Annotated in this window: 13 protein-coding genes; all 13 read left to right on the forward strand. The window is 37.3% G+C overall.

Going from position 1 to position 12543, the window contains the following annotated elements:
- Nucleotides 1–24 precede the first annotated feature (24 nt).
- Nucleotides 25–804: a DUF481 domain-containing protein gene (locus tag EVU92_RS06135; protein ID WP_130050448.1), complete on the forward strand. Its 780-nt coding sequence runs from the start codon at nucleotides 25–27 to the stop codon at nucleotides 802–804.
- 107 nt (nucleotides 805–911) lie between these two features.
- Nucleotides 912–3593: an SLBB domain-containing protein gene (locus tag EVU92_RS06140; RefSeq protein WP_130050449.1), complete on the forward strand. Its 2682-nt coding sequence runs from the start codon at nucleotides 912–914 to the stop codon at nucleotides 3591–3593.
- 33 nt (nucleotides 3594–3626) lie between these two features.
- On the forward strand, nucleotides 3627–4694 hold the full coding sequence (gene wecA / locus EVU92_RS06145) for a UDP-N-acetylglucosamine--undecaprenyl-phosphate N-acetylglucosaminephosphotransferase (protein ID WP_130050450.1): 1068 nt from the start codon (nucleotides 3627–3629) through the stop codon (nucleotides 4692–4694).
- A 20-nt stretch (nucleotides 4695–4714) separates the two neighbouring features.
- Complete coding sequence (gene gspG, locus EVU92_RS06150; protein ID WP_130050451.1) at nucleotides 4715–5110, forward strand: type II secretion system major pseudopilin GspG; 396 nt, start codon at nucleotides 4715–4717, stop codon at nucleotides 5108–5110.
- On the forward strand, nucleotides 5110–6759 hold the full coding sequence (locus EVU92_RS06155; RefSeq protein ID WP_130050452.1) for a GspE/PulE family protein: 1650 nt from the start codon (nucleotides 5110–5112) through the stop codon (nucleotides 6757–6759). Before gspG ends, EVU92_RS06155 begins: the two co-directional genes overlap by 1 nt.
- On the forward strand, nucleotides 6759–7961 hold the full coding sequence (locus tag EVU92_RS06160; RefSeq protein WP_130050453.1) for a type II secretion system F family protein: 1203 nt from the start codon (nucleotides 6759–6761) through the stop codon (nucleotides 7959–7961). Before EVU92_RS06155 ends, EVU92_RS06160 begins: the two co-directional genes overlap by 1 nt.
- Complete coding sequence (locus EVU92_RS06165; RefSeq protein ID WP_130050454.1) at nucleotides 7961–8368, forward strand: type II secretion system protein; 408 nt, start codon at nucleotides 7961–7963, stop codon at nucleotides 8366–8368. The genes EVU92_RS06160 and EVU92_RS06165 overlap by 1 nt, the downstream gene beginning before the upstream one ends.
- On the forward strand, nucleotides 8365–8796 hold the full coding sequence (locus tag EVU92_RS06170) for a type II secretion system protein (protein ID WP_130050455.1): 432 nt from the start codon (nucleotides 8365–8367) through the stop codon (nucleotides 8794–8796). The genes EVU92_RS06165 and EVU92_RS06170 overlap by 4 nt, the downstream gene beginning before the upstream one ends.
- A complete protein-coding gene (locus EVU92_RS06175; protein WP_130050456.1) occupies nucleotides 8786–9469 on the forward strand; it encodes a prepilin-type N-terminal cleavage/methylation domain-containing protein in 684 nt (227 codons plus the stop codon). The genes EVU92_RS06170 and EVU92_RS06175 overlap by 11 nt, the downstream gene beginning before the upstream one ends.
- Nucleotides 9466–10323 (forward strand): type II secretion system protein GspK, encoded by an 858-nt coding sequence (locus EVU92_RS06180; protein ID WP_130050457.1) that lies wholly within the window; start codon nucleotides 9466–9468, stop codon nucleotides 10321–10323. Before EVU92_RS06175 ends, EVU92_RS06180 begins: the two co-directional genes overlap by 4 nt.
- A gap of 8 nt (nucleotides 10324–10331) precedes the next feature.
- On the forward strand, nucleotides 10332–11471 hold the full coding sequence (locus EVU92_RS21550) for a hypothetical protein (RefSeq protein WP_168990000.1): 1140 nt from the start codon (nucleotides 10332–10334) through the stop codon (nucleotides 11469–11471).
- Nucleotides 11468–12028 (forward strand): GspMb/PilO family protein, encoded by a 561-nt coding sequence (locus EVU92_RS06190; protein WP_130050458.1) that lies wholly within the window; start codon nucleotides 11468–11470, stop codon nucleotides 12026–12028. The genes EVU92_RS21550 and EVU92_RS06190 overlap by 4 nt, the downstream gene beginning before the upstream one ends.
- Nucleotides 12028–12525, forward strand: coding sequence for a hypothetical protein (locus EVU92_RS06195; protein WP_130050459.1), 498 nt, complete (start codon nucleotides 12028–12030; stop codon nucleotides 12523–12525). Before EVU92_RS06190 ends, EVU92_RS06195 begins: the two co-directional genes overlap by 1 nt.
- The last annotated feature ends 18 nt before the right edge of the window (nucleotides 12526–12543 follow it).

A 12543-nucleotide genomic window follows, 5' to 3' on the forward strand; every position in this document is an offset into this window, starting at 1 on the left:
ACAAGCAGTAAAGGTTATTTTTTAATGAAATTAAAAGCTTTATCAGTTCTCGTTGCAGCAAGCGCTGCAACTAGCGCATTCGCAGCAGATGAAACCAAAACTTGGGATGTAACCAGTGAATTAGGTGCTATCGTAACAAGCGGTAACACTGAAACAACCACACTTAAAGGTGGTATCAAGGTTCTACATAACCTAGAAAACTGGAATAACGAGTACAAGTTAGACGGTCTTTATAAAGAAGATGAGATCGAAAACGACCAAGGCGTTAAAGAAACACAGCGCACTAACGAAAAGTACTCAATCTCTGCACAAGGTAACTACAAGTTAAACGAAAAGCATTCACACCTATTCATTTACGGTTCGCACGTATCTGATTACTTTGGTGCATATCGCAACGAATCTGTTATCTCAGCGGGTTACGGTTTACGCTTAATCGACCGCTCTGATATGTGGTTAAACGCTGAAATTGGTCCGGGTTATAAATACTTCCAATACCCTGATAACAGCACAGAAGTTGATGACAACGGTGAATCACTTGCTGGTGAGCGTGAAGGCGAAGTAATCGCTTTAGGTAAAGTTGACTATAACTGGCAAATTTCAGACAGTGCACGTTTTACTCAGTTAGTATCAGTTGAATATGGTGATACCAACACTAAAACACGTTCAGAGTCTGCAATCCTTGCTAAGATCAACGGCTCACTACAAATGAAAGTAGCATACAACATTACTCACAACTCAGATGTTGCGGATGATAAAGAAAACACAGATACAGAAACGTCACTAACGCTAGTGTATAGTTTCTAATGTTTTTCAGTTGAGAATGAATGGGTAAACTTGTTTACCCATTTTTTTTGTTTATAAAATGATGTAGTATGCCGCGGTTATCTTTATTTTCTTAGAAGGGAAACTTTGTGAAGTTTTTTAGACTTGTAATTGCGCTTTTTATCTCGCTTTTATTTATTACTGAAGCTCATTCAGTCACTCCAACTAAGCAACAAATCGAACAATTTAAAAAACTCCCCAAATCTCAACAAGAAGCACTTGCTAAGAAGTACGGCTTAGACCTCAGTATGTTAGTCTCGGCAGACCAAAACGAAAATCAATCTACGAATGAAGTCTCAGATACTGTAATGCCTAGAGGCATGTTTGACGATAACGAAGATAACAAAAAAATTACAGCAGAAGAGAAGTTCAAACCAGAAGAAGATGAGTTAAAACCATTTGGGTATGAGCTTTTTTCTGGCGAACCAACCACTTTTGCTCCGTCAGAAAGTGCACTTGTACCTGATAGTTACATTGTTGGGCCTGGTGATACTTTTACTATCAACTTGTTTGGTAAAGAAACGTCCGCAGAAGAGGTTATTATAGATCGCGAAGGTCGCTTAACTATTAGTAATCTTAAGCCGGTTACAGTTAGTGGCATGCAGTACAGTGATGTCGTGAGCTTAATAAAAGCGAAAGTTAAACAGGAAATCATTGGTACAGAGGCTTATGTATCAATGGGAAAAACGCGCTCAATCCGCATAATGGTTTTAGGTGAAGCTTATAAGCCTGGTGCATATACAGTTCCTTCTCTAGCTTCAATTACACATGCATTATTTGTGAGTGGTGGCGTGTCTGATATTGGCTCACTTAGAAATATACAATTAAAGCGTGCAGGAAAAACAGTAACAACTCTCGACTTATATAACCTATTGATAAAAGGTGATAGTAGTAACGATGTCATTTTAAAGCCGGGTGATGTTGTATTTATTCCACCAGTTGGTATGCGAGTGAGTGTTGAAGGTGAAGTACGTAGACCAGCCATTTTTGAGCTTAAAAAAAATGAATCTAGTCAAGATTTAATAGCTATGGCAGGTGGCTTTAATGCAGCTGCATATCCGCAGAAAACAGTTGTAGAACGCTACACAGGTAATAGTTCGAGAACCGTCCTGCAACTTAACTTATCTAAAAGAGATGCATATAAACCAAATGATGGAGATGTAATTCGCGTTCCATCTTCTAGTAAAGAATTAGACAATGCAGTGACTCTGCTTGGTGCTGTTGCTCATCCAGGTAACTACGCGTGGCATGAAGGAAAAACTGTCAGTCAGCTATTTGGTTCTCTAAAAGCAGATTTACTGCCAATTGCAGACTATGATTATTCATTAATTGTTCGCGAGACTAACTTACGTGGTGATATTGAGTTACATCAGTTTTCCCTCATAAATGCAGTAAGTGGTGAAGAAGACCTAGAGCTAAAGCCTCGCGATATTGTTGTTGTATTTAGTCGTTTCCAATCTTTAGAAAGTGAAGAAAATGCCCTCGCAGGCATGGCTTTGACTAAAGAGCAGTTAAAACAACAAGAAAAAATCAAGCTTTGGGATGAGTACGAAGAGCGAAAGTTTTATGAATTTATCGATCTTGGTTCAGCTTTGGATAAGGAACTAGCTGAGACACTCTCTAAAGAAAAAGAGCAAGAAGTTCTTTCTATCACAGAATTGCTCACAAGTAAGGAAGAATTAGAAGAGCATGAGTATGCTGTTTTTAGTAGAAAAAGGTTGCTTAAACCTATTTTGGCTAAACTGAACCAGCAAGCAAATTCTGATGACGGATTACAAATTATAGGTATTCGTGGTGAGGTATTTTACGAAGGTGTATATCCAAAACCTGTGAATGCATCAGTGAAAGGAGCGCTGCTAGCTGCTGGTGGCCTAAAAGAATCTGCCTATTTGAAGAGTGCTGAAATTACTCGCTTTGCAGGGAAATCTAATTTGGAACACATTAGTATTGATTTAGCTAGATTAGTTAATGATGAGTCAAGCTCATCATTTGAGTTACAAAGCAAAGATACAATTAATATTTACCCGATTCCAAATTGGCAGCAAGATAGAAAAATTAATATTGTTGGCGAAGTAAAATTCCCTGGTGTTTATAGTATTTCAAAAGGCGAAACATTAGCCGAAGTAATTGAGCGAGCAGGCGGTTTTACTGAGTTTTCTTATCCTGAGGGGGCTATTTTTACGCGTGAGGAAACTCGAAAACAACAGCAGCAACAACTAAAGAAGTTATCTGAAGACTTACGCCGAGATATTGCTTCTAAAAGTTTTAACAACTCTATCACGGATGCGTCACTATCGTATCAAGATATGAATAATTTAATAAATGACTTAGCGAATGTTAGGGCCGTTGGTCGTTTGGTTATAGATCTACCATCAATTATGAATGGCCAGCGTTATTTAGAGGTAGAAGATCAAGATGTACTATATATACCTTCAAAACGCTCAAGTGTAAGTGTTGTAGGTGAGGTTAACTTTTCAGGCTCACACCTTTATCAGGAAGAGCTTAGCCTTAATGACTATTTAAGCCGCAGTGGTGGTTTAAAGCAACGTGCTGATGAAGACCGTATTTATATCATTAAGGCAAGTGGTTTAATTGAAGTGCCAAATGAAGGGTCTTGGTTTGCGGTTAATAATAATTCTCAGTTATCGCCAGGTGATACTATAGTAGTACCTTTAGATTCTGATTATATTGATAACCTGACTCTTTGGAGCACAGCAACACAAATAGTGTATCAAATGGGCGTAGCTGTAGCGGCTATTAGTTCATTATAACAATGAAGTATGTTTCTTAATTAAGGCTTCATAATGACCTTTGAATTCATAACATTGATGTTTGCATTTGTTTTTTCATACATCATAATTTTGGCGATTACGCCATTAGCTGTAAAATTTGGCTTAGTCGATAAACCATGCCTGCGTAAACAGCATACCGGCACCATCCCTTTAATTGGTGGATTGTCAATCTTTTTGGCTGTGGCAATTTCGATTATGGCATTTCACCCACTAACAGTGAAAATTGTAAGTTACTTAGCTTGTGCTGCGGTTATTGTAGTTTTGGGGGTTATAGATGATTACCGTCAATTAGGTGTAAAAATTAGGTTAGGCGTCCAAGTTCTAGTTGCTCTTGTGATGATCTATAGTAGTGAAATATACATTCATAATCTGGGCAATCTATTTTTAATGGGTGATATTGACCTTGGTTGGTTTGGTATAATATTTACAGTGATTAGTGTCATAGCTTGTATTAATGCCTTTAATATGATCGATGGCATTGACGGTTTAGCTGGCTCACTTAGTATTCTCACCTTATTATCTGTTTTTATTTTAATGCTGTTTAGTGGTAACTATGCTTTGGTTTATTTACCGCTTATTATTGTTGCGACCGTACTACCTTATTTAGCGTTTAATTTAGGTATTAAAGGCCATAGAAATAAGAAAATTTTTATGGGTGATGCGGGTTCTATGTTTATTGGTTTGAGTGTTATTTGGTTTTTAATGGTAGGCACTCAGACAACCGAATCAGCATTTAGACCTGTAACAGCGTTATGGATTATTGGTGTGCCTTTAATGGACATGATGGCAATAATAATTCGCCGTAAACGTAAGGGGCTATCCCCGTTTAGTGCTGACCGCGATCATTTGCACCATATCTTTATGCGGGTAGGATTTAGTCCTCGCAGGGCGTTGAGCTCAATATTGTTTTTTGCCATAATTTTGAGCGGTGTTGGTATTCTAGGGGAAGTTTTAAATGTTCCTGAATGGATAATGCTTGCCCTATTTTTGATTGTATTTGTGTTTTATTCTTTAGCACTACAACACTGTTGGAAAGTAGCAAGATTTCTAAGACGAAAAAAAATAGACGTCAAAAAATAACTAAATTTAAAGAGAGTTTTATGAAAAAAAATAATGGTTTTACGATGATGGAGCTACTTGTTGTTATTGTCATCTTAGGGCTTTTAATGTCACTGGTCGCGCCTAAGTTTTTTTCTAAGTTAAGTTCATCAGAGCGTAAAATAGCAGCAGCACAAATGTCATCATTTGAAACCGCTATTGATACTTATCGACTTGATTTAGGTAAATACCCAACAGAACTTTCTCAGTTACGTAAAAGTGATGATCCACGTTGGGATGGTCCTTATTTACCAAAAGATATCCCGTTAGATCCTTGGGGAAACCCTTATGTCTACAAGACCCCTGGTGAAAATGGCAATCCATATTCACTAAAATCATACGGTAGTGATGGTAAAGAGGGTGGTACCGACAACAACGCGGATATAATACATCAATAATGCAATTACATGATTTATTAATAGAAAAGTTTAGTGTTGACCCTCAAGATCTTACTCGAGCCTTAAATTATCAGGCAAAATATAGCGGAAGGTTAGAACAAGTACTTGTAAACATGGGGAGCTTGCCAGAAGATCAAGTTCCTTTGTTACTAAGTGAATATTTAGGTATCCCACTGTTTACTAGTGAACAATACGCTAACTTTTCTGCACTAGTCATCGATAAGCCTATGCTTGATATGTTTGTTGAGCAAAGCTGGTTACCAATAACTGACAATAAAGAGCACATTTCCTTTGCTTGTAAGGATCCACTTAACCAAGTAATGAATGATTGGTTAAGTAAAAATAATCAATCTTATTCTTTATTCATTGCGAATGAAGTTGATATTCAATTATTAGCAGCAAAGTACGAAGAGCCTTTAACAGATATCGATGATGATAGTCCTTTAGATGAGGAAGAACGCCTAAAAGAATTAGCTACAGAAGCCCCTACAGTAAACTTACTAAATTCACTAATTAGTAGAGCATTACGCCAAGGTGCATCAGACATGCACTTAGAGCCTTACCAAGGCCGCTACAGGGCGCGTTTTAGAATTGATGGTGTGTTGCATGAAGCTGAAACTATTTCGGCTCGTAAACAACTGCCAATAATTACGCGTTTGAAAATCTTGTCGGGAATGGATATCGCTGAAAAGCGCCGCCCGCAAGATGGCAAAATCGAAATGAAAATTGCCAATCAAGAGCTTGATATTCGTGTATCGTCATTACCATTAAATGATGGTGAATCAGTCGTTATGCGTTTTCTAAGAAAAGAGAACGTACGTTACGATATGTCCGTTTTGGGTTTATCAGATGACATTGATGAATTGATCCGCGAAGATATCAAAACAACAGCAGGGGTTGTGTTATTAACCGGCCCTACAGGTTCTGGTAAAACAACAACCTTATATACATTTTTGAACGCACTAAATAATGATGATGTAAAAATTATTACTTTAGAAGACCCGGTAGAATACCAATTACCAGGTATAAATCAGGTGCAAGTTAATAGTGATATAGGTTTTGACTTCTCAGCGGGCCTGCGCTCTATAGTTCGTCAAGATCCTGATGTAATTATGTTGGGTGAAATACGAGATAAAGAAACTGCTCAAATTGCATTACAGTCTGCATTAACTGGACACTTAGTATTTAGTACTGTTCATACAAATGATGCTGCAAGTGCTTATACTCGATTACTTGATCTTGGTGTAGAAGAGTTCTTGCTCAATGCTGCACTGGTGTCGATAGTTGCACAGCGCTTAGCACGAAAAGTATGTAGCAATTGCAGTGAACCTGATCCTGATGCACAAAAGCTTATAGAAAAATATAACCTGAATCAGTTTGCTGAACGCTTTAGTATCGATACGATTAATTTAGTTCGAGGTAAAGGTTGTGAGCATTGTGCTCATACCGGGTATAAAGGCCGAATGGCCGTAACAGAGTATTTACGCTGTGATAATGAAATTAAAGCAATGCCAAAAGATGCTGATTTCATACCTAAAGCTAAAAATCATAACCACTCGCTTAATCGCCGAACCTTACTCGAGGATGGTTTACACAAAGCGGTACTAGGTCATACAACTATTGATGAAGTAATACGGGTCGCAGGTTAATGGCGCTTTTTAATTACAAAGCCTATGACTCATCTGGCGCAAAATCAGAGGGGCTTATTGAAGCAACCTCTGAGCAAGATGCAATTAACAAATTAAAAGTTCAAAAGTTACTGCCATTTGAAGTTAAAGAAGAGCAAAAAAGAGCAACGACCGGTGTGCTTTTTCAAAGCAAGGTATCCTTAGCCGACCTAGAATTTTTAACAGCAGAGTTAAGTTTGTTACTTGCAACTGGAGTTAGGATTGATCGTGGCCTAGACATTATTAGGCGAACAAAAGCTAAAGCTGCATTAGCACAAATGCTTGCTAACATTAGCAGTAGCATAAAGAAAGGGAGTAGCCTTTCTCAAGCACTCAGAGCTTATCCTGATGTATTCGATAACCTTTATTGTAACTTAATTGAATTAGGTGAAGCTTCAGGAAACTTAAGCGAAATATTTGCTGGTATCGCCAAAGATCTTAAGTTTAAACGTGAACTACAACGAAAAATTGTAGGTTCACTTACTTATCCATGCGTTATTTTATTTGTTTGTATTTTAAGTATTTTTTTCATATTTAATTTCATCATTCCAAAAATGGCTGATATGTTTGGTCAATTAAGCTCGCTTCCTTGGTATACCCAGCTTATGTTATCTATTAGTGAGTGGATGAATGACTATCAAGTGTTCTTGGCATTAGCAGTTATTGCTTCAGTCCCTGCCCTTATTTGGGCAAGTAAACGTAAAGGTTTTCAGCATTGGTGGCATAAAACAGCACTAAAATTACCTGTAATAGCGAATGCGAGCGCCACAGTTGAGCGCATACGTTTTAATAGTGGTTTAAGTTTGATGTTGAAAGCTGGTGTACCCATTGACCAAGCATTAGAACTGGCTGCGGGCAATATCAAAAACCATGTACTACATCACGAAATGACAATTGCGCGAAAAAAAGTAAAACGTGGTAGTCAATTGACCCCAGCATTACAGCAAACTTCTTTATATCCACCATTTTATATTTCACTGCTTGAAGTGGGGGAAGAGTCCGGTAATTTAGATATCGTATTCGATGAAATAGCAAATCGTTCACGACAAGATTTTGAAACCTGGACAGACAATATGACGTCGTTGATTGAACCATTAATGATTTTATTTATGGGTGGTTTCGTCGGTGGTATCGTCGTTATCATGTTGATGAGCATGATCTCTTTAAACGACGTAGGCTTCTAATGACGGGCGCAAATAATAAATTTGCACATGGCTTTACCTTGATCGAGTTAATCATTGTATTAAGTATTGTCTCCTTATTACTTTCAGTTGTAGCTCCAATCTCTGTTAAAGCTGTCGACAAAAGTGCAGCTAGAACAGAGCTACTTGAAACGCGCAACTGGATAAAAAGCATAGCTTTTCAATCATTTATAGAATCGAGGGCGTATCGACTTGAATTGAAAGATAATACGCTTAATTTGTACACTCTTGATGAACAAGAAATAATAAAAACCAAAAAGCTTGAGTCATTACGATTTGAAGCTCAGTGGGTTAACTTTAATAAAAACGGACTCACTTCTCCTAATGAAATTCAAGGTTATGTACGTGGTGAACCATTAATGATTAGTCTGCAACCAACACCAAGATGAAACAAAAAAAACAGATAGGCTTTACATTAATTGAGCTTCTCATAGCTACTATAATTCTTTTCTCTTCGCTTGCCGCGGTTTCACTAATTTACCGAGGGGCATTTATTGCAAGTGAGAAAGCAAGTAATCATGTTAATGTAGTCGCAAACCTCCCTGCATTAATATCGCGCATTCAACTGCAGATCCAAGCTGCATCTTCAGAACAATCACAACTATCAGAGCAAGGTAATGCTTGGGGGGGGGAATATCAATGGCAAGCCTCAGTAGTGCAAAGTAAAGTTATTATTAATGAAACTATGGCTCTAGAGTTTGCAGAAGAAATAGCAGATAAAAAGCAAATCAAGCTCTGGCGCATTTCTCTTATCATTAAACGTAACGGGATTGAGAAAAACTACATTTTAAATGAAGTGAGCTGGCATGATGCGTAAACAGCAAGGCTTTACATTAATTGAGTTATTGATTTCAGTGACATTGCTATCACTCATTATGTTCACTGGTAATTATGTCTATATGCAGCTTGCCTCTCGTTGGGATAAAGAATTAGGTAGCTTTGAGCGCGATATTGAGCAAGCAAAAGCAATTTACATTTTACAGAGCTTATTAGAAGGGGTTGAGCCATACCTAATAAAAAATAGTAAAGGCCAGCCAGAAATGTTTTTTGTTGGCGGTGAAGATAGCCTACTCATGATGACCAAAAATGGATATACAGATACCAAAAATCCAGAGCTTGTGAGATTAACCGCTGTGCAAAATAAGCTGGGCCGTTTTGACCTTGTCTACCAAGCAATTTCAAGTGCTGACATGTTGCTAATTAACTCAGAGCAGAACATAGAATTTACGAATCAAAAAACGCTACTTAGCGACTTAGATAGAGTTACTTTTAGCTATTTTGGTTGGGAAAGTCTAGAGCAAAAAGCGTTGCAAGAGCCTGGCTCAACACCTACTTGGCAGGCTACATACTCTGGGTTAGAGCAACAACTAACTCCTCAGAAAATAAGGTTGACACTATTAAAAAATCAACAGCCAATGGACTTTTATTTTCAGTTAGATGAAGAGCCAAATCGTTGGTATGGTAATTACATACAAACGGGAGAGCTGTGATGAAACAGCGAGGTATTGCATTAGTACAAGTACTACTAATCGTTGCTGTAGTGTCTATTTTAGCTTTGTATTTTACTCAGTCAGCACGCCAACAAGTTAAAAATGCAACTATGATGATTGATAAAGCACAAGCTTTAGTTGAGCTTAACAATGCTGAGGCGAGCATATTATTTTCATTACTCACTGAAAAACTAACACCTATGGCTACTCCGCCCGTTAATAATCCTCTTATCACATCTTGGAATTTTCATGGGGAGCCTTTTAAAACAACAAATAATGTAGAAGTTCAGTTACAAGATCTTCGAGGCTTGTTAAATATCCACTACCCAGAAGAAACACGATTAAAGCGATTGTTGACCTACAGTGGCTTAAATGATTATGATGCCCAGCTTGCAGTGTTGCAGATCATGGCTTGGCAAAGCTTAGACACACATTCTGATTATATAAAAAATGATGTAATTGCACGAAATGCCGCAATTCATGATATCGAAGAACTAAGTCATTTAGGTTTGCAACCAGCACAATTGAAAGTACTTGCAAATAATACAACACAATATAAAAAAGGTGCGTTCAATCCGATGAATTCACCCGATACCCTGCTATACGCTTTATTGAGCGAAGATGTTGCAGAATATGTTATTATGCAACGCAGGGCTAACAGGTTAACAGTTAATGATTTTGTGCGTGCAACGGGCATATCTGAGAGTGGCGATATTATTTTATATCCATCCAATTTATTCAAAATAACGTTAACAGTTAAGGTTGGAGAAGCGGTAGTAACCAAAACAACTTACTATCATTTACAACCAACAAAAGATCCTGTGGTGAATAAACTAGCTGTAAAGGCTCGGTAGAGAACATAATGATTAATAATAATATTAAGTTATTGCTGAAAAAATGGCTGTGCAAAGTGGTTGCTTTTTATACCGATCAACCTTACCAGCTTGTACTAGATCAACATCAGCAATTTGCTTTAAAGCCAGCATCAATCAATGAAGAAACTAAATGGTTACTTATTGTTGGTCGCCAACATTACAATGAGCAATTATTTACTTATCCAATTGGCAATAAGAAAGAGCTAAAACAATTAATTGCAATAGATCTAAAAAATACAGAGCAACAAGGCATAACCCATACATTAGTAACGCAAATTGAAGCAGAGCAAAGCCAAGTAATGCAGTGGCGTTTTGCTGAGTATCTTCCTAAAGCCTGGATCACATTGCCTGAATCACTTCTTTTGAGCCAAACAGTGACAAATGGTGAAGTCATTTCTAATCAAGTTAAAACGGCTAGCTTCGTTACTAAACATCAAAACAATGTCTGTTCGTTGCTGGTTAGTAAACTAATAAATGACCCAGACCGCTTCACAAGTATGTTTGGTATTCCATTAAAAAAGGTTATCAGTATAGACACGGAGCAAGAGTATACAGCTCGTATAATTAAAGGTTTATATGCACTTCCAAAACAATATCTACAAACATTTTTTAGCTTACCAAACAATGTATTTAACAAACGCATTGCGCTACGTTACAGTGGTCTATTTGCTGGGTTATTTGTTACATACGCACTATTAACGAGCACTTACCTTTTTTACAAAACATATCAATTAGAGAGTCAACTCGAAATCAACAAGTCATCCGTTAATACTGCACTAAATACTTTGAATGCATACTTAACAAGTAGTGAGACACTCCAACAGCGTCAGCAATTATTACAGCAATTTTCAATTACTAGCCCCGTTTTTTTAGTTATAAGCGATTTATTTGAGAATACACAACTTAGCAGTATCAGTTGGCAAGAGGGGCGATTTGTTTTAAGAGGAAAAGCAAATAGAGCAACAGATGTGCTTGCTACCATAATGAAAGATAAGCGGGTCGAAGATGCTAGATTTGATTATCCATCACGCAAGGAGCGCGGTGGTGAAAGCTTTGTTATCAGCTTTATGTTAAACACACATGACGATCAGGTAACTTCATTTGCCTCTAATCAGGAGGGGAAATGAATAAACTTGAACCAAAGCAGCAAGTTGCCTTAGGAATTATAGGCGTATTACTTGTCTTGAAGTTTATCGTTGTGCCTTTAGTTGATTGGCAAGCAGAGCAGGTTAATTTGATTAGTAACTTGCAAAAGCGCGCCGCTAAATCACAAAGTGTGATCAAAAATCAAACAGCAATTGATGCTCAGCAACAGCAAATAACTCAGCAGCTTGAGCAAATTAATCGTTTATTTGTAGCACCTCAAAAAGATACAGAGTTTAAACTGGCCATGCAGCAACAAGTTGAACAGTTAATGGCAAAATATCAATTGCAAATAAATAACAGTAATTGGTTAGTAAGTTTAAAGGTTGCAGATAACACATTAATGCGCCATCAACTAACACTGAATATAAGCGGTAAGTTATTAAACTTTCAAAAGATATTAGTTGAACTTGAAACAAGCACCCCGATTATCCAAGTAAGCGACTTTAATATGCGTATTAAAGGACAAAGTGAGCAGGAGTTAGGGCAGGTTGATGGCACAATCGAATTAAGTTTTTACATGCAACAAGGAGAAGCGTAATGAATAAAACGTTACTAATCTCGGTAGTTGTAATTGCGTTAATTTTAGTAGCAGATTTCAATAGTCGTTTAAGCTTAAAATCAACTGAAAAAGATAGTGATTTTAGTCAGCAAAGTTTAGTTGAAGTTTCGCTTCCTTTACTTTCTGATAGTTCAAAACAAGGGTTAGAGAAAGTATATAAAAAATACACTCAGCCAGAGCAAAGCAGTAAAGTACAAGAAAAGGGCTTGTCAGCCGCTAAACAAGCCGAACAAAATGGCGAATTGGTTACTGTATTTGCAGATAATTATGAGCTTAGGTTAAAGGCCGTTATATTCACAATTAAGCCGTATGTGCTTATAGAGCAAAAAGATATCAATGATGGTAGTAGCCAGCTTGTCAAATATAATGACATGCAAACAGTGCATGGTTATAGCTTAAAAATACTGTCAAATACCGAGGTTGAGCTTAGCAAAGATCAACAAAACATTACTTTGACCATGTATAAACGTGGTTAATAAACAAATAGTTATAGT

Source organism: Pseudoalteromonas sp. MEBiC 03485 (assembly GCF_004195145.1).
Lineage (GTDB): Bacteria > Pseudomonadota > Gammaproteobacteria > Enterobacterales > Alteromonadaceae > Pseudoalteromonas > Pseudoalteromonas apostichopi.

Coding starts and splice junctions, on each gene's coding strand:
- EVU92_RS06135 (WP_130050448.1), top strand. CDS start 25: ATGAAATTAAAAGCTTTATCAGTTCTCGTTGCAGCAAGCGCTGCAACT.
- wecA (WP_130050450.1), top strand. CDS start 3,627: ATGACCTTTGAATTCATAACATTGATGTTTGCATTTGTTTTTTCATAC.
- gspG (WP_130050451.1), top strand. CDS start 4,715: ATGAAAAAAAATAATGGTTTTACGATGATGGAGCTACTTGTTGTTATT.
- EVU92_RS06155 (WP_130050452.1), top strand. CDS start 5,110: ATGCAATTACATGATTTATTAATAGAAAAGTTTAGTGTTGACCCTCAA.
- EVU92_RS06160 (WP_130050453.1), top strand. CDS start 6,759: ATGGCGCTTTTTAATTACAAAGCCTATGACTCATCTGGCGCAAAATCA.
- EVU92_RS06165 (WP_130050454.1), top strand. CDS start 7,961: ATGACGGGCGCAAATAATAAATTTGCACATGGCTTTACCTTGATCGAG.
- EVU92_RS06170 (WP_130050455.1), top strand. CDS start 8,365: ATGAAACAAAAAAAACAGATAGGCTTTACATTAATTGAGCTTCTCATA.
- EVU92_RS06175 (WP_130050456.1), top strand. CDS start 8,786: ATGATGCGTAAACAGCAAGGCTTTACATTAATTGAGTTATTGATTTCA.
- EVU92_RS21550 (WP_168990000.1), top strand. CDS start 10,332: ATGATTAATAATAATATTAAGTTATTGCTGAAAAAATGGCTGTGCAAA.
- EVU92_RS06190 (WP_130050458.1), top strand. CDS start 11,468: ATGAATAAACTTGAACCAAAGCAGCAAGTTGCCTTAGGAATTATAGGC.
- EVU92_RS06195 (WP_130050459.1), top strand. CDS start 12,028: ATGAATAAAACGTTACTAATCTCGGTAGTTGTAATTGCGTTAATTTTA.